This is a genomic window from Polyangium sp. y55x31 (genome assembly GCF_029946505.1).
Classification (GTDB): Bacteria; Myxococcota_A; Polyangia; order Polyangiales; family Polyangiaceae; genus Polyangium.
Genome location: NZ_JARZHG010000004.1, coordinates 191675 through 216412 on the forward strand (window position 1 = coordinate 191675; position 24738 = coordinate 216412).

The 24738-nt window shown below is 69.6% G+C and carries 20 protein-coding genes; 10 read left to right on the plus strand and 10 right to left on the minus strand.

Features of this window, described 5'->3' with window-relative positions; translation table 11 throughout:
- The 3 genes from QHF84_RS09765 (at position 1) to QHF84_RS09775 (ending at position 4409) form a co-directional block, all read left to right on the plus strand.
- Positions 1-3078, plus strand: a complete 3078-nt coding sequence (locus QHF84_RS09765) for a serine/threonine-protein kinase (RefSeq protein ID WP_281312947.1) — start codon at positions 1-3, stop codon at positions 3076-3078.
- Positions 3079-3091: 13 nt separating this feature from the next.
- The gene (locus tag QHF84_RS09770; protein ID WP_281312948.1) at positions 3092-3700 is read left to right on the plus strand and encodes a hypothetical protein; all 609 of its coding nucleotides are present in this window, start codon (positions 3092-3094) and stop codon (positions 3698-3700) included.
- A gap of 79 nt (positions 3701-3779) precedes the next feature.
- The gene (locus QHF84_RS09775; RefSeq protein ID WP_281312949.1) at positions 3780-4409 is read left to right on the plus strand and encodes a hypothetical protein; all 630 of its coding nucleotides are present in this window, start codon (positions 3780-3782) and stop codon (positions 4407-4409) included.
- Positions 4410-4428: 19 nt separating this feature from the next.
- On the opposite strand, the gene QHF84_RS09780 is transcribed toward QHF84_RS09775, so the two are convergent.
- The 3 genes from QHF84_RS09780 to QHF84_RS09790 form a co-directional block, all read right to left on the minus strand.
- The gene (locus tag QHF84_RS09780; RefSeq protein WP_281313280.1) at positions 4429-5400 is read right to left on the minus strand and encodes an alpha/beta fold hydrolase; all 972 of its coding nucleotides are present in this window, start codon (positions 5398-5400) and stop codon (positions 4429-4431) included.
- Positions 5401-5405: 5 nt separating this feature from the next.
- A complete protein-coding gene (locus QHF84_RS09785; protein ID WP_281312950.1) occupies positions 5406-6527 on the minus strand; it encodes a Type 1 glutamine amidotransferase-like domain-containing protein in 1122 nt (373 codons plus the stop codon).
- 63 nt (positions 6528-6590) lie between these two features.
- Positions 6591-7919, minus strand: coding sequence for an amidohydrolase family protein (locus QHF84_RS09790; RefSeq protein ID WP_281312951.1), 1329 nt, complete (start codon positions 7917-7919; stop codon positions 6591-6593).
- A gap of 238 nt (positions 7920-8157) precedes the next feature.
- Between QHF84_RS09790 and QHF84_RS09795 the strand changes: the two genes are divergently transcribed.
- The 4 genes from QHF84_RS09795 (at position 8158) to QHF84_RS09810 (ending at position 14053) form a co-directional block, all read left to right on the plus strand.
- Complete coding sequence (locus QHF84_RS09795; RefSeq protein ID WP_281312952.1) at positions 8158-9642, plus strand: STAS domain-containing protein; 1485 nt, start codon at positions 8158-8160, stop codon at positions 9640-9642.
- Between the two features lie 57 nt (positions 9643-9699).
- Positions 9700-10497 carry a hypothetical protein gene (locus tag QHF84_RS09800; RefSeq protein ID WP_281312953.1) on the plus strand — a complete coding sequence of 266 codons (798 nt, stop codon included), beginning with the start codon at positions 9700-9702 and terminating at the stop codon, positions 10495-10497.
- Between the two features lie 134 nt (positions 10498-10631).
- Positions 10632-13361: a serine/threonine-protein kinase gene (locus QHF84_RS09805; RefSeq protein WP_281312954.1), complete on the plus strand. Its 2730-nt coding sequence runs from the start codon at positions 10632-10634 to the stop codon at positions 13359-13361.
- Positions 13361-14053, plus strand: coding sequence for a hypothetical protein (locus QHF84_RS09810; protein WP_281312955.1), 693 nt, complete (start codon positions 13361-13363; stop codon positions 14051-14053). The genes QHF84_RS09805 and QHF84_RS09810 overlap by 1 nt, the downstream gene beginning before the upstream one ends.
- Before the next feature lie 3 nt (positions 14054-14056).
- On the opposite strand, the gene QHF84_RS09815 is transcribed toward QHF84_RS09810, so the two are convergent.
- The 7 genes from QHF84_RS09815 to glgC all read right to left on the minus strand — a co-directional run bounded on the left by QHF84_RS09815 (position 14057) and on the right by glgC (position 21211).
- On the minus strand, positions 14057-14980 hold the full coding sequence (locus QHF84_RS09815; protein ID WP_281313281.1) for a response regulator: 924 nt from the start codon (positions 14978-14980) through the stop codon (positions 14057-14059).
- 5 nt (positions 14981-14985) lie between these two features.
- The gene (locus QHF84_RS09820; protein ID WP_281312956.1) at positions 14986-16518 is read right to left on the minus strand and encodes a sensor histidine kinase; all 1533 of its coding nucleotides are present in this window, start codon (positions 16516-16518) and stop codon (positions 14986-14988) included.
- A gap of 96 nt (positions 16519-16614) precedes the next feature.
- Entirely contained in the window at positions 16615-17343 is a 729-nt protein-coding gene (locus QHF84_RS09825; RefSeq protein WP_281312957.1) for a 16S rRNA (uracil(1498)-N(3))-methyltransferase, read from the minus strand.
- Positions 17340-18236 (minus strand): 50S ribosomal protein L11 methyltransferase, encoded by an 897-nt coding sequence (locus QHF84_RS09830; RefSeq protein ID WP_281312958.1) that lies wholly within the window; start codon positions 18234-18236, stop codon positions 17340-17342. Before QHF84_RS09830 ends, QHF84_RS09825 begins: the two co-directional genes overlap by 4 nt.
- A 51-nt stretch (positions 18237-18287) precedes the next feature.
- Positions 18288-19190, minus strand: coding sequence for a hypothetical protein (locus QHF84_RS09835; protein ID WP_281312959.1), 903 nt, complete (start codon positions 19188-19190; stop codon positions 18288-18290).
- Positions 19191-19246: 56 nt separating this feature from the next.
- Positions 19247-19936, minus strand: coding sequence for a metallophosphoesterase (locus QHF84_RS09840; protein ID WP_281312960.1), 690 nt, complete (start codon positions 19934-19936; stop codon positions 19247-19249).
- 9 nt (positions 19937-19945) lie between these two features.
- Positions 19946-21211 carry a glucose-1-phosphate adenylyltransferase gene (gene glgC, locus QHF84_RS09845; protein WP_281312961.1) on the minus strand — a complete coding sequence of 422 codons (1266 nt, stop codon included), beginning with the start codon at positions 21209-21211 and terminating at the stop codon, positions 19946-19948.
- Positions 21212-21455: 244 nt separating this feature from the next.
- Between glgC and QHF84_RS09850 the strand changes: the two genes are divergently transcribed.
- From QHF84_RS09850 to QHF84_RS09860, 3 genes are all read left to right on the plus strand, one after another.
- The gene (locus tag QHF84_RS09850) at positions 21456-22163 is read left to right on the plus strand and encodes a hypothetical protein (RefSeq protein WP_281312962.1); all 708 of its coding nucleotides are present in this window, start codon (positions 21456-21458) and stop codon (positions 22161-22163) included.
- 113 nt (positions 22164-22276) lie between these two features.
- Entirely contained in the window at positions 22277-22966 is a 690-nt protein-coding gene (locus QHF84_RS09855; protein ID WP_281312963.1) for a hypothetical protein, read from the plus strand.
- A gap of 3 nt (positions 22967-22969) precedes the next feature.
- Positions 22970-24721, plus strand: a complete 1752-nt coding sequence (locus tag QHF84_RS09860) for a protein kinase (RefSeq protein WP_281312964.1) — start codon at positions 22970-22972, stop codon at positions 24719-24721.
- The last annotated feature ends 17 nt before the right edge of the window (positions 24722-24738 follow it).

The window sequence follows — 24738 nt, forward strand, 5'->3', positions numbered from 1 at the left end:
ATGTCGAGCGCCCTGCCCGAAGCCGTCCGTCGGCTGACCGATCTCCCCGATGCCGAGCGGCGCATCGGGGCGTTCTGGCTCGTGCGGCAGCTCGGTCGTGGCGGCTTCGCGCCGGTTTGGCTCGCCGAAGAGACGGCCGGTACGACGAAGCTACGGCTCTCGGCCGTGAAGCTCTTTTCGCTCGACGCGGGCGGCGAGGCCGGAAGGCAAGCGATCATCGACGAGGCCGCGCGGCTCTGTCGCGTCGAGCACCCGAACGTCGTGCGCTTCTACCAGCTCCCCGTCGACGCGGCGCGCGGCGTCATCGGCCTCGCGATGGAGTACGTCGCGGGCGAGTCGCTCGGCGAGCGGCTGCGCGACAAGCAGACGCTCTCGGTGCGCGAGACGATCGACGCCGGCATCGCGATCGCCTCCGCGCTCGTCGCGGTCCACGGCGCCGGGCTCGTGCACCGCGACATCTCGCCCGCGAACGTGGTCGTCGACGCCGCCCTGCTCGGCACGCCCGCGGCGTACAAGCTGATCGATTTCGGCATCTCGGCCGCCTCGCCGACCACCACACCGGGACAAACCATTCCCTCGGTGCGATCGAAGATCCCGAGTTCGCCCGTGACGCCGCGGGATCGCCCGAGTGGTGGAGGTTTTCGCTCGCCGCTCGAAGCGATCGGGGGAAAACGCGGGTTCGTCGATCCAGTCTGCTGGCGTGATCTCTCGCCGGCGACGAGCGCGAGTGACCTCTATGCGCTCGGCGCGGTGCTCTTCGTTTGCCTCGTCGGTCGGACGCCCGCGGCGGGCCGGGGTTCGCTCGACGAGGACGTCCTCCACGGGCGAAAGCGGCCGCCGCGCCTCGCCGAGGTCGTGTCGGAGATCCCGGCCTCGCTCGGTGATCTCGTCGACGCGCTGCTCGCTCCCGAGCCGGAAGAGCGGCCTCGATCGGCCGAGATCGTGGCCATCGAGCTCGAACGTATTCGCAGCGCGCTCGTCGGGCGAAAGCGCGCGCTGCCGCCGGAGGAGGACGGGCCTTTCCGTGGCCTCGAAAGGTTCGAGAAGGAGCACCGCGACGTGTTCTTCGGCCGCAGGGTCGAGGTCGCGGCGGCGCTCGAAGTCTTGCGCACGCGTGGCCTCGCGGCGCTGCTCGGCCCGAGCGGGAGCGGCAAATCGAGCCTCGCGCGCGCCGGCATCCTGCCCGCGATCGCCGACGGCGCGCTCGGCGGTCCGCGGCAATGGGAAACCGTCCTGATCTCGCCCGGCACCGATCCACGGCAGGTCCTCACGACGGCGCTCTTTCACATGGGCCTCGATCCGAAGCGCTCGCCCGAGGAGGCGGCCGCGCGCGTCGAGGCGTGGCTTTCGCAGAGCAAGCGCGGGCTCGTGTTGCTCGTCGATCAGCTCGAAGAGATCGCCACGCTCGCGCAGGGCCCCGCCGGCAAAAGCCAGACGTGGACGCTCGACCTGCTCGCGCGCCTCGGCGAGCGGCCCTGGCCGGGGCTTCGCGTCGTGGTGACGGCGCGGCGCGATTTGCTCGATCCGATCCTCGCGCACGAGCAGGTGGGCCGCGTGCTCACGCGCGGCGCGGTGCTCGTCTCGCCGCTCGGATCGGCCGCGTGGGGCGAGGTCATCGACGCGGCGTTCGAGAGCTACGGCTACGCGTTCGAGGATCCGCGGCTGCGCAAGGAGCTGCTCGAAGCGCTGGAGACGACGGCCGGATCGATGCCGCTCGTCGAGTTCGCGCTGCGCGAGCTCTGGCGCAGCCGGGATCGCGAAAAGAGGCTCATCACGCGCTCGTCGCTCCGCGCGATCGAGTTCTCCGGGGCGCTCTCGCAGCACGCGAACGAGACCATGGATCGCGCGGTAAAAGAGGCGGGCACCGAGCGCATGGTGCAGCGCGTCCTGCTCTCTCTGACGACGCCCGCGGGGGCGCGCATGACACGTCCGATCAGCGAGCTCGTGCGGGAGATCGGCCCCGAGGCGCGCGCGGTCGTGCAGGTCTTCTCGGAGGCGCGGCTCGTCCTGCGCGAGACCGAGCGCCGCAAGGACGGCGAGGTCGAGCTCGTGACGCTCGCGCACGAGGCGCTGCTCGTGCACTGGGGCAGGCTCCGGGACTGGGTCGCGAGCGAACGGGAGGAGCGGCTCGTCATCGAGGATTTCGAGGAGGCCGCGAAGGTTTGGGAGGAAAAACCCGACCCCGAGCTCCTCTGGCGCCGGCGCCGCCTGCTCCTGCTCGAAGAGATCCTGCGGGTGCGGCAGATTCGCCTCGAAGGCGCGGCAAAACGGTTTTACGCGGCAAGCGTCGCGGCCGCGCAGCGGAGCCGCATCATCGTGGGCGTGCTCGGCATCCTCGTCGGGGCCATCGCGCTCGGCGCAGGGACGGTGTACGTCGACCTCGAAGCCAAGCGCGCGCAGGCCGAGGCGGATACGGCGATGGCGAAGGCCGAGGCGGCGCTCGCGCTCGCGCGCGAGGCGAAGGCGCAGGCCGACAGGGAGCGGGCCGTCTCGGGGCAAAAGGAGGCCGAGAAGCGCGAGGCCGAGGCGAAGGCGGCGCTCACGGCGCTGAAGCTCGTGCAGGGCTCGCTCGCGCTCCAGGCGAAGGCGTCGCCCTCCGAGCCGAAGGAGCCCACGGCGCTCGATTCGAGCGTCGTTCGTCAGCTCGACGAGTACCTCGTCAAGCAGGAGCGCGACAACGCGAAGCTGCCCGAGCCGCTCGAAGACCTCCTGCGCGAGACCGAGAACATCCCGCCGCCCGTCGTCGAGCCCGGGCTCACGGGGCCGGTGACGGCATTGCCGCAGCCGCGCGGCGGGCCCGTGGCGCGGTCGGTGGTGCTCGGCGAGGCGTACTCGAAGCTCTCGCAAGCGAAGGTGGTCGCGGCCTCGTGCAAGCGTGACGACGACGAGCAGCCGAAGGGCAACGGCAAAGTCGCGCTCGTCCTCGATCCGAACGGCACGGTCTCGGCCGTCTCGCTCGACGAGCGTTTCGTGGGAACGAAGGTCGGGGCGTGCGTGGACCGCGCGTTCCGGCAGGTGAACGTGCAGCCGTTCGAGGGAAAGCCGCTCACCGTGATCTGGTCGTTCGCCATTCCGTGATACGATCGATGGCATGAACCATCGACTTGCTTTTGTTTCGATCGCGACCGTTTCCCTGGTGTTCGCCGCATGTGGTCTCGGGAGTTATCAGCCCCCCACAGGGAACGGGGGCGAAGGGGGTGAGGGCGCGAGCGTGGGGGGCGCCGGGGGCGACGGAGGCGGCGGGGCCATCACCGCGAGCGGGAGTGGTGGAAATGGTGGGAATGGCGGCAACGCCGGCAGCGGCGGCGTCCCGGGCACCGGGGGCGGTCCGGGCGGCAATGGTGGCTCCGGGGGAGGGCTGCCGACGTGCGACGAGAACAAGCCGGGCTGCGTGACGCACTGCGAATCCGATGAGGTCCTCGTGCCGGCCTGCGAGGGCTCCACGTGGGTTTGCCCCGTGGGTACGATCGATCGCAACATCTGCAAATCCGCGGGCGGATGCTGTTCGGATGTGCCGCGGATGCAGTGCCCGGCCGGGACGAGGTGCATCAACGAGCGCTGCAAGGAGAAGCTGTCGCTGCCCTTCTGCTTCATCGACGACGATTGCCCGACCATGATGCCCCATTGCAAGGGGGCCACGGTCTGCGCGTGCGGGCAGGACTGCCTCTTGCCGGACCACCCAGGGGAGTGTGGGCTTTGACGAGCCCGCCGGGCCGTTCGAGGTCCCCTGCCCTCTCGCGAGGCGGACTCGCCCGCGATCCCATGATACAATCGAGGCCATGACCCATCGACTTGGCTTCGTTTCGATCGCGTTCGTTTCGTTGATGTTCACGGCTTGCGGGCTCGGAAGTTATGAGCCTCCCTCGGGGAACGGGGGCGAAGGGGGTGAGGACAACGGAGGGGAAGGCGGAAGCGCCGGCAGCGGCGGCAGCAACACCGGCGGCGGTAGCAACACCGGCGGCGGCAGCAACACCGGCGGCGGCAGCAACACCGGCGGCGGTAGCAACACCGGTGGCGGCGGCACGGGCGGCGTCGGGGGCGGCAACGGCGGCAATGGCGGCACGGGCGGCCCCCCGCCGCCCGCGTGCAGCGGCGATGGGCCGAAGTGCGCGCCGACCTGCCAATCCGTCGAGCTCGAAAGTCCCGACTGCGTGAGCGGGAAGTGGGAATGTCCCGAGGGGACGATCGACAAGGCGACATGCCCGAGCGTGGACGGCTGCTGCACGACCAACTCGGATTGTCCTCTCGCGACCACGTGCGCCATGGGCCGCTGCAAAGAAAAGTTGGTGCTGCCGAAGTGCTGGTCCGACGCGGATTGCGTGGGGGGCAAATGCGACGGCGCGAGCGTCTGCCCGTGCGGGCAAACCTGCTTCAACCCGGATACGCCGGGGACGTGCGTGCTCCCCTGACGAAAGGAAGGGCCGCGCGTCAAACCCCCGCGCGGTCCCGGAGCCAGCCGACGACCTGATCTTCGAGCCCGCCCGACCCGGGAAAACCGAGGTCGACGCGGGCCGGAAAACCGACGTGCCCGCCGCGATCGATCCACCGCACCTCGAGCGGCGGGCGGGCGCCGGAGAGAACAGGCAGGAGCGTATGGGCCGGGACCATGGGGTCATGCTCGGCGGCGACGACGAGCGAGGGGACGGAGAGCGTCGCGAGGCGCGGCGCGACGCTCGACTCCCCGTAATAATGGTCCGCGCCGCGGAAGCCGAAGCGCGGGGCCACGATGTGCTCGTCCCAGTCGCGGATGGTGGCAATGCGGCGCGCCTCCGCGAGCGGCAAAGGCACGGGGCGGCGGCCGGCGACCTCGGCGTAGATTTCCTTGATGGCCGAGAGGACGTGGCGTCGATACACGAGCCGCGCGGGCTCGTCGATGGCGCGGGCGCCGACGAAAAGATCGAGCGGGGGGCATACCGCGGCGACGGCGCGGACGCGGGCATCGAGGGCCGATTCGGTGGCGGCGCGGAGGACGATGTGCCCGCCGAGCGAATATCCGAGGAGGAGAATGCTCGAATAGCGGGAGAGCTCCGCGCTCGCGAGGGTCGCGTGGAGATCCTGGGTGATGGCCGCGTGGTAGATGTCCTCGCCCGTGCGGTCGGAGCCACGCAGGTTCAATCGCAGGCTGGCGATTCCGGCGGCCTCGGCGGCTCGCGCGGCGGAGAGCACGTAATGGCTGCCGATGTCGCCCCCGAGGCCGTGGACGACGACGAGCAGCGTGTCCGACGGCGCGTGGTGCAAACGGCCCGAGAGGCGGACGTCTCCATATTTCGCGTCCGGGACCGTCAGCCGAAAAGGAACGGACGTCGAAACGCGGCGCGGCGCGATCGTGTGCCGCGCGACCGGCGCGATGGTGAACCAGTGACCGAGGAACGAAAAAACCCGGTTTTTCCCGTCGACCATGCCCTTCACGAGATCGCGACCTCCTCGCCGGCGCGATGGCAGCGTTTCCTCCCGTCGGGGCCGAAGACGTAGACGCCGTCGCCCGCGCCGACGCTCACGGCCCGGCGCGGCGAAAGGTCGAGCAGGAGCAACGAGCGCTGGTTCAAGCCGACGCAGGCGTGATGGCGGAACCTCCGCGCGAGGTAGGCGAGGTTGTCCGGGTCGTCCGTTTGAATGCGCTCCATGCAATGCGGGAAGATCTGGATGTCCTGCACGATGCCGAGGCCGCGGTCGTAAAGCTGGAAATCGCGCGGGGTCTCGGCGAAATCGTCGTAGACGATGACACGCTCGCAGAGGACCATGGCGCCCGCGGAGACGGCGACGATCTGCGCGCCGCGGCGCAAGGCCTCGACGAAGACGTCGCGCAGGCGGAAGAAGCGGAGCGCGCCGAGCAACAGGTCGAGGCGGCCGCCGAAGAGGAAGATGTTGCTCGCGGAGAGGATGCGCGCTTCGAGCCGCTCTTTCGCGGCGCGGAACGCCGGGTGGTAGAGGGCGCCGGCGGCGTCGAAGGCGCGGCGCTCGATATCGCCGAAGAGCTCGAAGAGGTGGTCGTCGTTCGATTCGAGCGTGTGAAAGGCGCGCCGGAGCTCGCGCGCGAGGGCGTGGCGGGCGAGCGCGCGCGGGCCCGTGGGGTGCGTCATGTCGGCGAGCAGGCTCTGGAGATCGGTATCGGGCGCCTCGGATTTCGCCTCGCGCAGCGTGCGGCGGAAGAGGTCGATCGTGTGGGCGTTGTGCTCGAGGTAAAACCGGCGCGCCGTGGCCTCGGCGCGGCGCAGCTCGCGGAACGCCTCGGCGAGCTCGGGCGCCTCGGCGAGGACGCCGTCGAGCTCGGTCAGCAAGGAGAGGTTCTCGTGGGAGCGGTCGAAGCCGTCCTCGAAGACCGAGGGGAATCCCGCGGCGTTGAGGGCGCGCTTGACGTGCGCCTCGTCGTACTCGTGATCGGCCCAGCCGGCCGTGACGAGCAGGTTGCGGCGCGCGGCGGCGACGGCCGGATCCCTGTGCCGCGACGTCGCGAGGAATGGGGCCGCGGCCCGGACGAGCCATTCGTCGGACTCGGCATTGCCGTTGAAGAGGATGGCGCCGCGCATGCGGGGCGCATTGTACACGAAGGCGGCGGCGAGGCGAAGGGCCGAGAGCGCGGGCGACCCGGGTCAACGGGAAGGAGCGACCCACACCCCGTTCAGCATGACCCGGCGGACGTCGCGCATGGCGGAGAGGTCCTCGCCGGGGTTGCCGCCGACGAGGATCAAATCGGCGATTTTGCCGGGTTCGAGGCTCCCCAGCCGGTCCTGGATACGAAGGAATCTCGCGTTCTCCAGCGTGGCGGCCGAGAGGATCTCGCCCCGCGAGAGGCCGGCTTCGTAGAGGAGCTCCAATTCGCGGACGTATGCGTCTCCGCGCCTGGCATGGGGCACCGCGGAATGGGAGCCGACCACGATACGCACGCCGGCGCCGTGCGCGCGGCGGACGAAGCCGAGCATGTTCGTGAAGGCGCGGGCCTCGACGTCGTTGCTCCCGGGGTCACCCGGGCGGCGCTCGTAAATGGCGAGCGTGGGCGTGAAGAAGGTGCCCTCGGAGGCGAGCAGGTCGAGAATCGCCCGGACACGCGGCGAATTCAGGTCGACGTTGCTCCAGAGCGCATAACGACCCGGGCCGCGGGCGGCGTTGTCCGCGAGGACGGCCTGCCGGAAGTCCTCGGCCTCGCGCAGCGGCACGATCGCGGTGCCGAACGAGGTGACGTGCTCGACGCCGTCGAGCCCGGCGCGCACGGCGTCGCCTGCGTCCACGATTTCGAGGTGCGCCGTGGTGATGAGGCCCCGCTCGTGGGCGGCCTCGTTGACGGCGCGGATGGTGCCGAGGGGCAATCGATAATAAATTTTGATGGCCGACGCGCCCTGGTCCGCGAGGCGCCCGACGGCGGCGCGCGCCTCGGCCGGATCGAGGACGAGGAGCGCGTCCTTGGGGTGCGCGGGCGGCGGCGCGTCGAGGTGCGGCCCGGTCAAAAAGAGGCGCGGAATCGGCTCGGCGAAAGAGCGCACGGGGTCGTATGACTCGATCCATGCGCCCGGGTCGCGCAGGGAGGTCACGCCGCGCTGGAGGAAGAGGGACGGCAAGGGAATGTCGCCGTCGAGGTGGAAATGGACGTCGATGAGGCCGGGCAAAACGGATTGTCCCGTCGCATCGACGATCTCCGCGCCCGCGGGGATTTCCACGACGTGGCGCGGACCGACGGCGAGGATTCGTCCTTCGCGAACGACGACGACCGCGTCGGGCACGGGCGGCGCGCCGCGCCCGTCGAAGAGCGTCGCGCCCGTGATGGCCAGGGTCCGGAAAGCAGACGCCTCGGCGACACGATTCACTTCCCGCGCGGGCGGCAGGAAATCCATCCGTCCACCGATATCGTGCTGCGCGATCGCCGGAGTCCCGACGCAACCGCCCCCGACGGCGGTGATGCACAACATCCTGGCAATTCGGCGCATCGTGAATCTCCTGGGCAAACGCGCCACGATAGCGCGCCCGCCCAGGAAATCTAATCCCGCGCGGCGGACCCGCGAGCCCACCGTCCGCGCTTCACGCCGCGAGCGCGAGCACGGCGTCCTTGAAATGCCGGGCGAGCCGCTCGCCGGCCGGGTACGGGACCTCCGTGTCGCTCATTGCAGGATCCGAGGTTGACGCCTTTCGTTGTGCTCGCCAGACATCTCTGTTAAATCCGAGCCCATGCTAGGGGACAATTACCGTCATCTTGGCGGGATGTTCGACGGGTGCCCGGACCCACTGCTGCTCGTCGAGGGCGACGTGGTGGTGGCGCAAAATGAATCGGCGCGCGCAGCGCTCGGCGAGGTTTCGTCGCTCCTCGCCTTTTTCGACGCGGCGGACCGGAGCGCCGTGTCATCGGCTTGCGCCGCCGTGGCGGGCGGGCATTCGAAGAAATCGACGTTTTCCGCGCGCCCTGCGGCCGGCACATCGACGAACCGCTGGACCGCATGGCCGGCAGGCAGCGGGGCGGTTTGTCTACGGATCGACGGCCCGGTCGAGGCGCGCCCGGAGATCCCCGCGCCGCTCGCTCCTCTTTTCGCCGCGAAAGATGCGCCCGTCGCGCTTCGCACGTTGCTCCTCGGGGAGCTCTTCGAGCGATTCGACGGAATCGTCTGGTCCATCGCGAAGGACGGCACGATCCTGGTTTCGGAGGGCAAAGGCCTCGCGCATTTCGGGCTTTCGCCGGGCGAGGTCGTCGGCATGAATGCGCTCCAGCTCTATCCACCCGGATCGGTTGCCCGGCAGGAGACCGAGCGCGCCCTCGCAGGGGAGGAGCTTTACGGGGACAGCATCGAGGGAATGTCCTACTGGGTACGTCGTCTCACGCCCGTGCGAGACGCGGCCGGTAGCGTCACCGCGATCGTCGGGTTCTCGCTCCGCGCCAATGAGAACTCGGAAGAGACCCTCCAGGCCAAGGCCTTGATCCGCGCGCTGTCGGAGCTGCCCCTCGCAATTTGGGCGATGGACGCGGACGGGACGTGCAAGATGTCCCTGGGAAATGGTCTCAAGGACCTCGGCCTCATGCCAGGCCAGCTCGTCGGGACAAACCTTTACGAGCTCTACGGCGACCGCGAGGATTTCCGCGCGGATATGAAGCGGGCGTTCGCCGGGGAGCAGTTCACCTCCGAAACATCGTTTGTCACGTCACACTGGCGCAACACGGTCATCCCCGTGCGGGACACGTTCGGCGACCGCGTCGTGCGTATTTACTCCGTGGCCGAAAACGTGACCGATCGCGTCGAGGCCCAGCGGCGGCTCGAAGAGCAGCTCACGCTGATCCAGTCGCAGCAGCAGGCCATCATCGGTTTGTCGAGCCCGGTCATCGAGGTCTGGCAGGGCGTGCTCGTCGTGCCGCTCATCGGCTCGATCGATCAGGCCCGCGCGAGCGTGCTGCTCGAACGGCTGCTCACGGAGGTCGTGGGCCGGCAATCGAGCGCGGTGATTCTGGACCTGACGGGCGTGGACACGGTCGACGCGGAGGCGGCGCAGCACCTCTCGAACGTGATGCGCAGTGTGGAGCTCGTCGGGGCGACGGGGCTGCTCTCGGGCATCGGGCCGAGCGTGGCGAAGACGATGGTCGACCTCGGCGTCGACATGCAATCGCGCCGCACCTACCCGACCCTGGCCGAGGCGCTGCGGAGGCTCATCGGCGCGCGCAAGCGCTGAAGATTTTTTGTGGTGCCGTCGCCTCCCCTGCCGACGTGCTCCTCCGAACCCGGAGGAATGATGTTGCGCAAGAGCGTCTTGATCAGTTTGTTCGCGATGGGATGCACCGGCAGCAGCGCCGAGCCGTTCGACGCCAAAGTAACGTGGTCGATCAAGGACTTCGAGACCGGCACGGTCGGCTGCCCGGACGCGTTCCCGAAAATCCGCGTGGTCGCACAGGGCCTCGACGAGAACGGCTTCGAGACGGGCAGGCCGTTCGTCGAGACCTTCGACTGCGCGGCAGGCAGCGCGACGTTGACGCTGTACGGCGAAGGCACGGTCGAACGCGAGGTCGACGGCGAATCGAAGTCCGAAGAAACGACCGGGCGCTACGTGATCACGGTGCAAAACACCGGCGAGCTCGGCGAGACCGTGCACGGCGAGTCGCTACCCTACGTCGTCGACATCGCCGAGGGGAAGACGACGGTCACGGCCCCGATCTCGCCTGGCGGCAACTACTTCCTGCTCGGGTGGCGGCTCGAGAACGCGGCCGGCGAACACCCGAGCTGCGAGGCGCTCGGCGTGAGCGATGTCGAGATCCGCTACCGGATCGCCGGCACCTCGGACGCGCTCACGACGGACCGCTTCGCATGCGCGAGCACGCACCCGCCGCTGACGGCACCGGGCGAGGACATCACCGGCTTCGGCGTGAGCAGCCCCCTCGCCGCCCTCCAGACGTACGAGGGGCAGGTCATCGCCCTCGACGCGAGTGGCGCCGTCCGCGGGCAGACCGACACGTCGTTCACGGTGCAGCCGCCGGGGTACGCGCCTTACGAGATCACGAACGTGCCGGTCACCGTGCCGATCAACCCCTAGCGCTGCACGCTCGCTGCCGTGCCGCGCCTGCCAAAACCGCAAAAAGCCCACAATTGATCGCCTCACGCGAAGCGTGCTAGGCGTCGAGGAGGAGACAAGCACGAGTCATCTGCCCTAGGCACCTTGTCGCTCGGATGGACTGCGACGACGTCACCTTGCTGCTCGCGCGCGACGTCGGCAGTCTGTCCGATGCCGAGTCGGATGCGCTCGACGAGCACGTCTCGGGTTGCGAGACGTGCTTTCAGCTCCTGCGCGAGCGGGGCGCGCCGCGCGTGCTCCCCCCGATCGTCGATCCGGCGAGCTTCGAGATCGGCGAGACGATCGCGATCGGTGGCATGGGCCGGATCTCGCGCGCGTACGATCGCCGGCTCGGTCGCGAGGTCGCGCTCAAGGAGGTGCTGTCGCCCGAGATGCGCGCGCGGTTCGAGCGCGAGGCGTTGATCACCGCGCGCCTGCAGCACCCGGCGATCGTGCCGATCTACGAAGCCGCGACGTGGCCCGACGGCACGGCGTTTTACACGATGCGGCTCGTCCCGGGAGAGACGCTCGCGCAGGCGATCGACGCGCGGGGGACACTCGCCGCGCGGCTTTCGCTGCTGCCGCACGTGATCGCGGTGTCGGAGGCGCTCGCCTACGCGCACGCGCGCGGCGTGATCCATCGCGACCTCAAGCCGCAAAACGTCCTGATCGGCGCGTTCGGCGAGACCGTCGTGATCGACTGGGGCCTCGCGAAGCAACGCGGCGGCTTCGACGACGAGCGCGCAGCCGAGGGCCCGCTCGCGAACGCCGCGTTCACCCACGCGGGAGCGGTCCTCGGTACCCCGTGCTTCATGTCGCCCGAGCAGGCGCGCGGCGAGGAGCTCGACGAGCGCACGGACGTCTTCGCGCTCGGCGCGTTGCTCTACAACCTGATCGCGGGCGCACCGCCGTACTGGGATCGCTCGAACGACAGCAAGGAGCTGGTCGCCGAGGTGCTCGCGCGCCCACCGACGCCGATCGGCGCGATCTCGCCGGGCGTGCCCGCAGATCTGCGCGTGATCGTCGAGCGCGCGATGGCGCGTGATCTCGCGGAGCGTTATGCCGACGCGGGCCAGGTCGCGGCCGAGCTGCGACGGTTTCAGGCCGGGCAACTCTTGTTGTCACGCGAGTATCGGCTCCGTGATCGGGTGGGGCACTGGATCCGCAGGCACCGCAAGCTCGTCGCTTACGGCGGCGCGGCGCTCGTCGTGCTGATCGCCGTGGGCGTCGTCGCGATCCGGAACGCCGTGCGCGCGCGAGAGGCCGAACGCGAAGCGGAGACCGCGTTCGAGGCCGGTGAGCTGCGCGGCCAGCGCAAGCTCTGCGCGGCGTCGAGCCCGGAGCTCACGAGCCCATGGACGGCGGAGGCCAAGGCGCTCGTCCATCGTCGATTCGCCGCGCTGGATGTCGGCTTCGCGCCGCAGACACTCGAGCGGATCGATCGCGCGTTCGATCGATGGACCGCGGACCTCGACGCCGCGCGCGAGCTCGTGTGTGGAGCCGAGCGGCGCGAGCAGATCGCGCTCGAGCTCGCGTGCCTCACCGAGCGAACACGCGGGGCGCGCGCGCTCATCGCGCAGTTTCACGACGCCGACCGCGCGACGGTGCTGAACGCGGTCGCCGCGACGGAGAGCCTTCCGCCGATCGCGCGCTGCACGGCAGAGGCGCCGACGGCCCGCGCGCCGGTGCCCGATTCGCCGCCGGTCTCGGCCGTGCGTGATCTGTTCGCGCGCTCGCACGCGCTGATCGAGCTCGGCAAGGCGCGCGACGCGCTGCCGCTCACGCAGGAAGCGGTGAAAGGCGCAGACGCGATCGGGGATGTCGGCCTGCGCGCCGCGGCGCGCGTGTCGCTGGGCGCGGCGCAGCTCGCGACGTCGGACTACGACCACGCGACCCCGACGCTCGAAGAGGCGCTCCGGCTCGCGGAGGCGGCGCGCGACGATCGCACGCGCGCGCAGGCCTGGGTGAACCTCGTCCGCATCGCGTACCTCCGCGGCAAGCACGAGCAGGCGGCCCTGATGGAGGCGCCGGCGCTCGGCGCGGCGGAGCGCATCGACGACGTCTACCTGCAGACCGAGATCATGTTGTTCCTCGGCGGCGCCTACGGGCAGCTCGGCAAAAACGCCGAGGCTGAGGCGCAGTTCGAGCGGGCGGTGAAGATGCGTCGCGCCGCGTTCGGTGATCACGATCGACGGGTCGCCGCGGCGCTGTCGAGCCTCGGCAACGCGCTCGCGATGAAGGGCGACCTCGACCGTGGCATCACCGCCCATCGTGAAGCGGCGGAGATCGCCGAGGCCGCGCTCGGCGCCGCGCACCCGAACGTCGGGATCATGATCGGCAACCTCGGCAGCGACTACACGTACGCGCAGAGAGGCGCGGAGGCGGTCGCGCAGTTCGAACGAAGCCTTGCGATCGCCGAGGGAGCGTACGGCTCCAAGCATCGCGACATCGCGATGGCGCTGACGAACCTCGGCACGGCGCAGCTTCACGCCGGGCAGCCCGAAGCCGCGCTCGCGACGTTCGCGCGCGCCGAGGCGGCGTGGAAAGACGTCAACGCGAAGCACCCGGCGCTCGCCGAGGTGCTCTGCGGGCGCTACCTCGCGCACGAGGCGCTCGGCAAGCCGGCGAGCGTCGCGGACCTCGAAACTGCGCTCGATCTCGGCAAGGGATTGCCGCCCTTCATCCGCGCGCGCATCCAGCTCGCGCTCGGCAAGGCGTCGTCGGGACCACGTGCACGCGAGCTCGTCAAGGCAGCCGCCGCCGGCTTCGCGACGTCGACGTTGCCGCTCACGCAGCGCGAGCTCGCCGACGCGAACGCGTGGCTGGTCGCGCACGGAGGCGTGTGATGGACACGCTCTGGCCGCTGTTCCGGGCGGTCGCCGATCGGGGCGAGGCCGCGTGGCCCGCGCTCGCCGCCGCGCTCTTTCCAGTGCTGCTGCCGATCGCGGCGCGCCAACCGATCGGCCGGCTGCGCGCGTACGAGGACACGCCGCACGAGATCGTCACGCGTGTCCTCGAGAACCTGCACGCGCGCGCGTTCGCGACGGTGATCAAGCTGTGCGCGATGGATCCGCCGCCCGAGCTCGGGGCGTGGCTGCGCGTGCTCGTGCGCCGCGCCGCGATCGATTACATGCGCGACTGTCCCGAGTACGAGCGCGCGACCGCGCGCCGTGATCATCGCTGGATCTCGCTTGCGACGTTGACGTCGTCGTCGCCGGATCGTGGTCCTGGCTCGCTCGTCGAGAAGCGGGCGATGCTGCTCGCCTTCTTGCAGGCCGCGGTCGCGCGAGCGGACGGGGAGTTCGCGGCGCACGGCGAGGACGCATTCGCGCGGCTCGCGGCGGAGTGGGCGATCGCGCGTATCCACGTGCGCCGGCTCGTGCAGCGTGGCGCGCAGTACCTGCGCGTGCTCGAAGCCGTGCTCGCCGGGCACTCCTATCCCGAGGTCGCCGAGCAGCTCGGGGTATCGCGTCGCGAGGTCGAGCTGACCGTGCACTACATTGAGGAGTTCCTCACGGCGCGGCGGTTCGCCGACTAGTGGTCAGCGGACCTCGCCGTGCATCTCCAGCACGGCTCTTTCATGCAACTTCTTCATGAAAGCATTGCGATCCGGCGCGAGGACGAGTTCCCGGAGGTCGGCCTTTCCGATGAGCAGCACGAGATAATCATCCCGGCGCTCGCCGTGCAGATCGCTGCGAAGGGGCGCGGAAAAACCGCCCGGCGCAATGAAAAGGCCGAGGCGCGAGCGATTGAATTTGCGCGAGAGCTTCCACAAGAAGCTCCGAATCTCCGTGGCGCCCGCGGGCCGCGTCCAGTTCTTGCATTCGGCGAGGATGTACGAGGTGCGTTCGTTCACCCAGAAGGGATCGGTGGACTCGTTGCGAATGACGAGGTCGATCTCCTCGTCCTCGTTGCGACGCCGGGCCGAGGCGTGGCGAAAGCCGGGGATCGTCTTGAAAACGAGGACCATGAGGTCTTCGAGCAGCTTGCCCTTGCGGTTCGGATCCGTCTCGCTCTCGGCCGCGGCCCAGGTGTCGCGAATCGCCGCCTCGGCCTCGTCCGAGGAGAGCTCGCCGAAATGGTGCGCGCGCACGGCCTCGAGCGCATTGCGAAGTTTCGCCAGCAGGAGGACCCGGAAGATCGGGCCTTTTTCGAGGTAATCGTAGGCGCCGTCCTGGAAAGCCCGCGTGACCGCGGCCTCGGTGGCATAGCCCGTGACGAGGATGGTCTTCGCGAGCGGCGCGCGGCGGGAGACCTCGGAGACGAGGTCGAGGCCGGTGTCCGGGCCCGTCTTGCCGTCGAGCTTCTGATCGACGAGCACGACGTCCCAGCCGCCCTGGTCGAGCCGCGCGAGCGCCTTTTCGATTTCGTCCGCGGTCTCGACGAGGTACCCCTCGCTGCCGAGCCGCGCGCGATAGAGCTGCAAGAAGCTCGGGTCGTCGTCGATGATCAAGATGCGGCCCATCGGTCTCACGCGGCGCTCCTTCCGGCATCCACGGGCAGGCGGAGGACGAAGCGAGCGCCGCCGAGCGGGCTCTCCTCGCAATGCGCCTCGCCGCCGAGCTCCGCCCGCGCGACCTCGCGCACGAGCGCGAGCCCCTGCCCCGTCCCGCCCGGTCGCAAGGAAAACCCCGGGGCAAAAATCGCTTTTCGATACTCGGGCGGGACCCCCGGGCCGTCGTCGTCGACGGTGACGACGATGGCGCCGTCGGGATCGAGCGCGGCGGCGACCCGAATCTCGGCCGGTCGATCGTCGCGGGCGCGCGCCGCATTGCGGAGCAAATCGACGATGGCCAGGACGAACCGATCCCGACGGCCGCGGACAGGCGGGAGGAAGCGGGGCCTTTCGAAGGAGGCCACACGCCCGAGCTCCTCGGCGAGCGCGGCGAGCGCGTCCTCGATGGCCGCCGCGACGTCGAAAGGCTCGGGCGGAGGGCCCGCGCGCTCGACGACCTGCGCCATTTCGGTCATGAATCGGAAGATGCGATCCACGCCGCCCGTGATGGTGGCGCCGTGCCGGTCGACGAGCGGGCCGCGGCCGTCACGCTGGAGCGCGGCGAAGAGGTCGTCGATGGCCTCGCGCACGGGGACGAGGGCATTGCGGATTTCATGCGCGACCATGCGCGCGTGCCGGGTCATGGCGAATGCGGCGCTCTCGCGCTGGATCAATGCGGTGGCGGCGCGAATGCGGCCGAGGACGGCGGCGGTCTCGTCTTGAATGAGCGCGCCGGCGAGGAGGACCATCGGCGTATCACCCGAGGCGACCTCGGCGAGGAGCTCGGCGCCATTCTCGGTGAGCTCATACGTGGTGAGCGCCTCCTCGGCCTCGTCCTCGAATGAAAGGAGGCCAAGCGCGGCGAGGCGATCGAGCGATTGCGGATGCGCGGGCCAGGTCTCGCTCCCATACCAGAAGACGCGGAGCCTGCGGGCCGCGACGAGGCGCGCCGCGGCCGCACGCGAGATTCGCCAGGGATCCGAGGGCCCGCGCGATTGCGCGACCTCGACGGCGAGCAGCCAGCGGACGGCGTCACGCTCGGGCAGGCCGAGGACGAGGCGGCCAATCGGCGTGAGGAGCGTCTCGCCCTCGGCGCGTCGCAAGGCCCGCACTTCGAGCGCATACCGATCGGGCCAGAGGCTCGGGGTGCGCTCGGGGCGCTGGATGGAGAAGAGGACCTCGCTGGAGAGTCGATCGAGCTCGCGATCACGAATGCGCGAGCCGGCCGAATCGGACAAACCAATCCGGCGGCGCAGGGCGATGTCGACGAGCGCATGCAGCTCCGCGGCGCTCGCGCCGAACGCGAGGCCTCCTTCCAGGAGTCGCTGCATTTCCTGGACGAACGCCCCGAGCTTGTCGGACCAGACGTCGTGCAGGCGCTCGATTTTCTCCTCGGGCTCGCCGCGCGCTTCGAGGGCTTCGAGCGCGTCGAGCAGCGTCTTTCGATGCGCGCCGAGGCCCGAAAGCGCCCACGAAGCGCCCTCCGGGCGGTCGAGAGAGCGGCGCACATCGTCGAGGAAAGACACGCCGGAAGGTGATGCCGGGTGCCCGGGTTTGTCAAGTCCGGGTTTGTCCGCGGGCCGCGTTTGTCCGCGGCGCGAGGGTTATCGCGCGAGGAGCACCACGCCGCCGAGCACCGCCGCGCATACCGTCTCGGCGCGGAGCGTGAGCGGACCAAACGAGACACGCGAGAGGCCGGCCGAGGTGCACGCCTCGATCTCGGCCGGCGACAAACCCCCCTCGGGGCCCACGACGAACGCGAGCTCGACCTCCGGGCCGAGGCGCCGGAGCGCCGGGCCGAGCGGCGCGTCGGCCACGGGATCCAGGCAGAAGCCATGAACGCCCTCGCCCGAGGCGAAGAGCTGCACGGCCTCGACGAGCTCCATCGGCGACGAGATCGCCGGGGCGTCGCCGCGGCCGCATTGCCGGGCGGCCTCGACCGCGATGCGGCGCCATCGCGCCGCGCGGCCGTCTGCGGGGCGGCCCACGGATCGCTCGGCGACGATCGGGACCACGCGGCTCGCGCCGAGCTCGGTCGCGTCGCGGACGATGGCGTCGAACTTGTCGCTCTTGCACGTGGCCTGGAGGATCGTCACGCGGCGCGCAGGCAGGAACGTGGCCGCGCGAGGCTCCTCGACGAGGACGGAGACGCTCGCGCGATCGATCGCGGTGATCTCGGCGTCGGCCTCGATCGCGCGGTCGGGATCGAAGAGCACCACGCGATCGCCGAGGCGCTTGCGATGCACGCGCGCGACGTAACGGGAGGCGTCCTCGTCAAGGATCGATGCGCCCGCCTCGACGCGGGCGACGGGGACACGCAGCGGGCCCCTCATGACGCAGCGAACGCGATCGCGACCCAGTCGTCGCCCGTGCCGTCGCCGCGGCGTCGCGTCTCGAGGTGACGCAGCGGGCGCGCGAGCGAGGTGTACCGCGCGACGATCTCGTCGTGCTCGGCCGCGAGGATGCCCGAGAGGATCAAGAGGCCCGACGGAGCGACGACACGGGCGAGATCCTCCGCGATCGGGCGCAGCACGCGGGTCTCGATGTTCGCGAGCACCACGGGGAACGTCTCGGTCACGTGCTCGATCGTCTGCTCACGGACGACGATGCGATCGGCGAGGCCGTTGCGCTCGGCGTTCTCACGCACGACGTCGATGACCTCGGGGTCGTTGTCGATCGCGAGCGCGCTCGCGGCGCCGTAGATCAGCGCGACGAGCGCGAGGATCCCGCTGCCCGTGCCGACGTCGAGCAGGCGCGCGCCCGGCAGAGAATTCTTACGATCGTGAAGCATCTCGGCGACGAGCGCGGTCGTCGCATGCAGGCCCGTGCCGAAGGCGCGGCCGGGTTCGAGCTCGAGCACGTGTTCGTCCGCGCGCTTCTTCTCGTAAGCGACCCACGGCGGCACGACGACGATGTCGGCCGTGAACGGGAACGGCTCGAAGTGCTGCTTCCAGGCGTCGCGCCAGGCGTCACCCACGATCTCCTCGATGCGCGGCGCGAGCGAGGGGTCTTCCTCGACGAGCGCCGCGATCGCCTGGTCGGCTTCTTCGCGCGTGGAAAAACTCGCGACGAGGGTCACCTTGCCGGAGCCCGCGCCTTTCGCGAGCGTCTGCTCGTCGCGCTCCTCGACGCCCATGGCGCCGAGATCGAAGAGGTGTGCGCCGAGCTCTTCGGCTCGGTCGCGGGGGACGTCGACGGCGACGAACGGATAAACGGGCTCGGTCATTTCGGGTCGAGGTTTTGGCGCGGATCGGCGCTCGGGGCCACCCGAGATCGTCTACTCCGTCACGCGAATCGTCACGGTCGAGGTCCGCTGGTTGAGGAGGAAGTACGTCGCGGTCACGCCGCCGCCCACGACCGCGAGGCCGACGGGCACCCAGAACCACGGGCTCGACAAGACGCCGCCCTTCTGCGCCGCAGGCACGGCGATGCGCAGCGGCGTCGCAGCATCACCACGCGAGGTGAGCGGCAGGCCGCCCTTGTCGATCGCTTGCAGGTAGTACTCGACGAGCGGGGGTTTGACCGCGTCGCTCGGGATCTGCGCGCGGAACTCGCCGAGCGTGTAGCTCGCGGGCACGAGGACGAACTTGCCGTCGGCGCCCGTGCGATACGCGAGCTGCATCGCGCGCACGCGGCCGTCGGGATCTTCGACGCGGCCCGTGAGCTTGATCAAGGTCCCCGGCGGCACCTGCGCCGGCGAGCTGTGCATGATGCGGATCGGTTTTTCGGCCGCGGGCGAGTCGGTGCTCTCGCGTCCCGGTTTGCCCTCGGCCTCCCACTTCTCGCGCGTCGCCTTGAAGAAGTCCTTGAAGCGCGGAGATTCGGTCGGCGGCAGGGTGTACGTCTCGTCGAGCACGAGGAGGCCACGCACGGCGGCGTCCGCCTCGTCCGCGCGCTTGAGCACGATGTAGTTGTAGGCGAGCAGGCGGTAGATCTCGATCTTCTCCTGCTTGCTCGTGCCGGGGCGGAGGAGCGCGGCGGAGAGCGTCTGGATCGACTCTTCGTACTCGGCGTCGTCGAAGAGCGCGCTGCCGCGCTGGATGAGCGAGGTGACGCTGGCCTTGTCGCCTTTGGCAGCAGCTTGCGCGAACGCGAGGGAAGGCGTCGCGACGACGAACGCAGAATGGCAAGCAGCCGTGAGGGCGAGCGTCGCGGCGAGGCGAGGCCAGACGGAGCGCATGGGCCTTAACGTAGCCGGAAACGCGCGCCGTTGGCGAGAGCCGTGCGCGCGCTCTTTCAGCGCGGGTAGTAGGTCCTTCGCGCCGGCACGCTCACGAGCACGCTGGAGCGATCCTCGGGCGGAGGCGGGTGTTCGCCCGCGCGCAGCACCATCGCGGTGAGGCGGCCGCCGTACACGCAGCCCGTGTCGATGCCCGTCGCGTGACGGTGGATCTGCGGGCGCTCGAGGGCGTTGTGCCCGAAGACGAGGTGCGGCGGCCCCACGTACCGCTCGCCCCACAAGATCGAGCCGCGCCGCTCCTCGGGCGCGCCGCTCCAGTTGAGCGAACGCACGTACATGAGCGTCCGTGGGCTCTGGCGCTCGATCGGCAGCGTGGGATCGACGCCGGCGTGCACGATGCGCAGGTCATGCTCCGGCAGGTCGAGCCAGAGCGGCAGCGAGGCGAGGAACTCCCAGTGCCGGCGACGCAGCACGCGCACGACCTCGCGCTGCAGGCTGCCGAGATGCGGCGCGATGCTCGGAGGCATCTGCCGGTAGCGCAGGAGCCGGTCCTCGTGGTTGCCGCGCACGACGCGCGCGTCGAGCTTGCGGAGCAGATCGATCGTGCCCGCGGGATCGGGACCACGCACGACGAGGTCGCCGACGGAGACCAGCTGGTCGCCCGCGCCGAACCCGACGTGGCCGAGCAAATCTTCGAGTTCGTCCCTGCATCCGTGCAGGTCGCCGACCACGACCGTTCGACCCATCGCTCCCGCTCAGCCGATCTTGGCGCGCTTGGGGATGACGACGATGCCTCCCTCGCTCACGTACCAGCGCTTCCTGTCTTCCTCGAGGTTGTAGCCGATCTCGGCCCCCGACGGGACCTCGACGTCCTTGTCGATGATCGCGCGGCGGATCTTGGCGTGCCTGCCAATCACGACATTCTCGAAAAGCACGCTCTCCTCGACATGGCTGAAGGAGTTCACGCGGCAGCGGTTCGAGAGAACACTTCGATGGATGCGACCGCCGGAGATGATGCAGCCGAGCGAGACGAGGCTCTCGGTCGCGATGCCGACGCGCGCGTTCCACTCGTCGCGGAAGACGAACTTCGCCGGCGGATCGTGGCTCATCGCGGTGCGGATCGGCCAGCGCTGGTTGTAGAGGTTGAAGGCGGGCTGCACGCTGATGAGGTCCATCTGCGCGGCCCAGTAGGCGTCGATCGTGCCGATGTCGCGCCAGTAGGCGTTCGAACCTTCGTCCTCGCCGGGCACGCGGTTCGTCTGGAAATCGTAGACGAACGCGCGTTTCCCGTTCTTGACCAGGTACGGGATGATGTCGCGGCCGAAGTCGTGCGCGCTCTGCTCGTTCTTCGCGTCCTGCTCGAGCGCGTCGAGGAGCTGGCCCGTGTTGAAGATGTAGTTGCCCATCGAAGCGAGGGCGAGATCGGGGTGGCCGGGCATCGGCGGCGGGTCGGCGACCTTCTCGTGGAAAGCGATGATGCGTCCGCTCGCGTCGGCCTCGATCACGCCGAACTCCCGGGCTTCCTTGCGCGGGACGGGGATCGCCGCGACCGTGACCTCGGCGTTGCGCTCGAGGTGCTCGTCGAGCATCTGGCGCATGTCCATCTTGTAGACGTGGTCGCCGCCGAAGATGCAGACGTGCGTGGGCGACTCGTCCGTGATGACGTGCTGGGTCTGGTAGACGGCGTCGGCCGAGCCCTTGAACCAGCTCTTGCCGGTGCGCTGCTGCGCCGGGATCGTCTCGATGAAGTTGTCGAGCATCGGCGACAGGCGCCAGGCCCGCGCGATGTGCTCGTCGAGCGATGCACTCTTGTACTGCGTGAGGATCTTGATCTTGTGCAGCCCCGAGTTGACGAAGTTCGAGAGCACGATGTCGATGATCCGGTAGCGCCCGCCGAAAGGAACGGCCGGCTTGGCGCGGTCCGAGGTGAGAGGACCGAGCCTCCGGCCCTCTCCACCCGCCAGGATCATGACGAGCACACGTGAAGTCTCGAACGGGGCGCGCAGCTTCGTCTCGCGCATGGTTCGTGGAGACTACCCTACCTTCGTGTCCCAGGCGACGCTCGACGACGAGGGGCGAGTTTGGACGGGCCTGTCAGTTCGCTCGAGGCCTCGTTATGAGGGACCGAGGCGCCAGAGCCCCCCTCCTTCGGCGAATCTCTTTACGCGCCGTGCGCCATCGTGTTAGCCCTTTCCAGCCCAATCCCCCTGCCCAGGGCGGCAGCCTGTGCCCGAGGGCGTACCCTCGAGCGGCCCGGAGAGACTCATGAACGTCCGACATGCACTCGTTTTCGCCCTCGCCTCCGTGACAGGCTCGGCCGTGCTCGGCTGCGGGCCGTCTGAGGAGCCGTACAAGGCCAAGCCCGCCGTGAGCGGCAAGAAGGCCGCGCTGCCCGCCGTGCCGACGCTCCCGCAGAAGCAGAAGAAGACGCCGGACGGCGCCTTCACGATCTGGGGCATCACGCACGATCTCCGCAGCCGCGTGCACTTCGAGGACGTCAACGGCAAGCAGGTCTCGATCGTCGGCTACATCGTCAAGACGAACTACGCCGACGCGCCGGCGTGCTCGATCCACAAGACGGGCAAGGGCGATCCGCCGGACTGCAAGGCGCCGATCCCGACCTTCGCGATCGCCGACGAGAAGGGCGAGACGAAGGACATGATCGACGTCATGGGCTGGGCCTCGAACTTCGCCCAGGTCTTCACGCTGATCGAGGCGATCGACAAGCAGCCGAAGGGCAAGGAGAGCGAGGCGAAGCTCGCCGACGAGTTCTGGGGCGCGGACCTGCCGAACCCGATCCCCAACATCGGGGCGAAGGTCAAGGTGACGGGCACCTACTCGGTGACGTTCACGAAGGCGAGCTCGGGCGCCGCCGCGAACCCGAAGTACGGGATCATGACGGCCGAGAAGATCGAGTTCCTCGAGCAGGCGCCCGAGAAGGCCTATCTGCCCGGGATGAAGAAGAAGCCCTGAGCCAAGTCTCCCGAGCGCTCCCCGCGCCCCAGGATCCGGCGGCGAAGGTGGGGGGGGCGAGACCCGAAATACTTGCGGACGCCGGCCGGCATCTGACACGCTCGGATTTGCGCATGGTCTACCGCACCTTCAAAGCAATCGCCTCCCTCGCACTTCTCCTCGTGGCCGCGGCCTGCGGCGGGAGCCAAACGGAAGTCAAAGAGCCGGAAGGCGACACCGGCACACCGGCCGTCGAAACGCCGCCGCCGCCGCCGAAGTGCGAGTCGCTCGACGAGAAGTGCGCTTCGAAGGGCGACAAGACCGTCGCGAAGGTCAAGAGCGCGGACCTCTCGTTCACGCCCGCGGAGAAGTGGATCTACGCGCAGGGCGAAGCCCAGACGATCGCGCAGGCCTCGGACGAGGGCGCGGTCGTGGTGTTCGGCTCGTACGCGCCGGACAAGGACGCGAAGAAGGACACGGCCGCGCGCGACGCGGCGCTCGCGGAGCTCATCAAGGCGGCCGCGATCACGCTGCCCAAGGGCGCGAAGATCAACTGGAAGCAGAAGCCGGACAACCAAGAGGTCAACGGCATCAAGCTCAACGTCTGGAACTTGCCGGGCGCCGAGCGCGCCAAGAAGAAGGGCACGCTGCTCGTGCTCCAGGCCCCGCTCGCCGATGACAAGGCGCTGCTCGCGCTCGGCTTCGCGGCCGACGACGACGAGGCCGGCATGGGCGCGGTGAGCAAGGCGATCGAGTCGATCAAGGCCGGGAAGGCCGACGACAAGAAAGCCGACGACAAGAAGTCCGACGGCGAGAAGAAGTAACCCGTGACCGCGCCCCAGCTCTCCCCCGGTTACGTCATCGCCGGCAAGTACTCGGTCCAGGCTCTCCTGGGCAACGGCGGCTCCTCGGCCACGTATCGCGTCGTCGACGCGACGGGGCGCGCGATGGCGGTGCGTATCTACTCGCCGAGCATCGCGCAGCGCCCCGAAGTGATGACGATGATCGAGCAGATCTACACGGCGACGAACGGGCTTCCGCCCGACGTCGTGCTGCCGGTCCTCGATGCTGGCTACGATCCGCAGACCGCCGCGCCCTTCACGGTGACGGAGCTCTCGCCGACGCCTTCGCTCGCGCAGCTCGTCTCGCAGCGCCCGCTCTCGCCGCAGGAGGTCGCCCAGATCGCGCAGAACATGGCGCGCACGCTGGACAACGCCCACGTGCGGCAGCTCATGCACCACGCGCTCAAGCCGACGAACGTGTTCGTCGCGCCGCAAGGCTTCGCCGTGCGCATCATGGACTTCGGCGCGGGCCTCGCGCGGAGCTACGTCCAGACGAACGAGGGCTACGCGATCGCCGCGCCCTGGGTCGCGCCCGAGCAGATGCAAGGCGGCGCGCCCGCAGGCCCCGCGGCCGACGTGTTCGCGATGGGCCTCGTGCTCTTCTACGCGCTCACGGGCCGGCCGTACTGGCGTTCCTGCCAGGGCCCGCAGCCCGACCTCGCCTCGTGGCAACACGAGCTCGTCGGCCCTCGTCAGCCCGCATCGCAGCGCGCGCAGGAGCTCGGCGCGATGGTCTCGCCCGTGCTCGACGCGGTCTTCAACCGCGCGCTCGCGCTCGATCCGAACGAGCGCTTCCGCCAGGCCAGCGAGCTCGCGGTGGCGTTCTCCGCCGCGGCGAACATGCCCGAGATGGCCACGAGCGCGACCATCGCGTTCCCCGCGATCGGCGGCGCCGATCCGATGGGACCGACGGCCGCGGTGCCGGTGTACCAGCCCGGCGGCCAGAATGATGGCTCGGGCTACCCGCCGCCGCCTCCGCCCGGAGGCGGCATGGGTGGTCCCGGCATGGGCGGCCCTGGCATGGGTAGTCCCGGCATGGGTCCGGGCGCGCCGTCGAACCCGGACATGGGCATGGGCATGGGCCCGGGCCCCGGCCCGATGGCGCCGACGACGGCGGCGCCGCGCCTTCCGATGGATGCGAGCGGCGGCTCGAAGAAGCTGCCGATCATCATCGGCGTCGCGGCGGTCCTCTTGATCGGCGGCGCGGTGGGCGCGTTCATCATCGCGGGCGGCAAGGACAAGAAAGACGGCGAGGACCCGAACGCGCCGATCGCCATCACGCCGACGGGCGCGCCAACCACGAGCGGTGAAAGCACCGCGGCGCCCCCGAGCACGGGCGAAGCGCCGCCGCCCACGCCGCCGCCCGCGGCCGAGGAGGTCGAGGTCGCGATCAAGTGCAGCCCGGGCTGCGACGCGATCAAGGTCGACGACAAGGCGATCGAGGATCCGTCGAAGCTCAAGCTCGCGCCGGGCGCGCACAAGGTCGAGCTCTCGAAGGCCGGATACGTCACGCAGAACGACGACATCACGATCGAGGCCGGCAAGAAGTTCGAGAAGGAATACAAGCTCGCCGAGGTCCCGAAAGAGACGGCGCAGGCCGCGAGCACCGCGAAGTCGAGCGGCAGCGGCGGCGGCAGCACGACGAAGACGAACCCCACGCCGACGACGAAGCCGACGAGCACGGCGAAGACCGGCACGAAATGCACGGGGGTCGGTCTCTTCAAGAAGTGCAAGTAATCGTTCGACGCTGATTT

What these genes read in the sequence shown, in the direction of transcription:
- QHF84_RS09835 (WP_281312959.1), bottom strand. Translation starts at nt 19,190, where the DNA reads ATGCGCTCCGTCTGGCCTCGCCTCGCCGCGACGCTCGCCCTCACGGCT.
- QHF84_RS09850 (WP_281312962.1), top strand. Translation starts at nt 21,456, where the DNA reads ATGAACGTCCGACATGCACTCGTTTTCGCCCTCGCCTCCGTGACAGGC.
- QHF84_RS09780 (WP_281313280.1), bottom strand. Translation starts at nt 5,400, where the DNA reads ATGGTCGACGGGAAAAACCGGGTTTTTTCGTTCCTCGGTCACTGGTTC.
- QHF84_RS09790 (WP_281312951.1), bottom strand. Translation starts at nt 7,919, where the DNA reads ATGCGCCGAATTGCCAGGATGTTGTGCATCACCGCCGTCGGGGGCGGT.
- QHF84_RS09785 (WP_281312950.1), bottom strand. Translation starts at nt 6,527, where the DNA reads ATGCGCGGCGCCATCCTCTTCAACGGCAATGCCGAGTCCGACGAATGG.
- QHF84_RS09810 (WP_281312955.1), top strand. Translation starts at nt 13,361, where the DNA reads ATGGACACGCTCTGGCCGCTGTTCCGGGCGGTCGCCGATCGGGGCGAG.
- QHF84_RS09775 (WP_281312949.1), top strand. Translation starts at nt 3,780, where the DNA reads ATGACCCATCGACTTGGCTTCGTTTCGATCGCGTTCGTTTCGTTGATG.
- QHF84_RS09855 (WP_281312963.1), top strand. Translation starts at nt 22,277, where the DNA reads ATGGTCTACCGCACCTTCAAAGCAATCGCCTCCCTCGCACTTCTCCTC.
- QHF84_RS09815 (WP_281313281.1), bottom strand. Translation starts at nt 14,980, where the DNA reads ATGGGCCGCATCTTGATCATCGACGACGACCCGAGCTTCTTGCAGCTC.
- QHF84_RS09840 (WP_281312960.1), bottom strand. Translation starts at nt 19,936, where the DNA reads ATGGGTCGAACGGTCGTGGTCGGCGACCTGCACGGATGCAGGGACGAA.
- QHF84_RS09765 (WP_281312947.1), top strand. Translation starts at nt 1, where the DNA reads ATGTCGAGCGCCCTGCCCGAAGCCGTCCGTCGGCTGACCGATCTCCCC.
- QHF84_RS09770 (WP_281312948.1), top strand. Translation starts at nt 3,092, where the DNA reads ATGAACCATCGACTTGCTTTTGTTTCGATCGCGACCGTTTCCCTGGTG.
- QHF84_RS09825 (WP_281312957.1), bottom strand. Translation starts at nt 17,343, where the DNA reads ATGAGGGGCCCGCTGCGTGTCCCCGTCGCCCGCGTCGAGGCGGGCGCA.
- QHF84_RS09800 (WP_281312953.1), top strand. Translation starts at nt 9,700, where the DNA reads ATGATGTTGCGCAAGAGCGTCTTGATCAGTTTGTTCGCGATGGGATGC.
- QHF84_RS09795 (WP_281312952.1), top strand. Translation starts at nt 8,158, where the DNA reads ATGCTAGGGGACAATTACCGTCATCTTGGCGGGATGTTCGACGGGTGC.
- QHF84_RS09805 (WP_281312954.1), top strand. Translation starts at nt 10,632, where the DNA reads ATGGACTGCGACGACGTCACCTTGCTGCTCGCGCGCGACGTCGGCAGT.
- glgC (WP_281312961.1), bottom strand. Translation starts at nt 21,211, where the DNA reads ATGCGCGAGACGAAGCTGCGCGCCCCGTTCGAGACTTCACGTGTGCTC.
- QHF84_RS09830 (WP_281312958.1), bottom strand. Translation starts at nt 18,236, where the DNA reads ATGACCGAGCCCGTTTATCCGTTCGTCGCCGTCGACGTCCCCCGCGAC.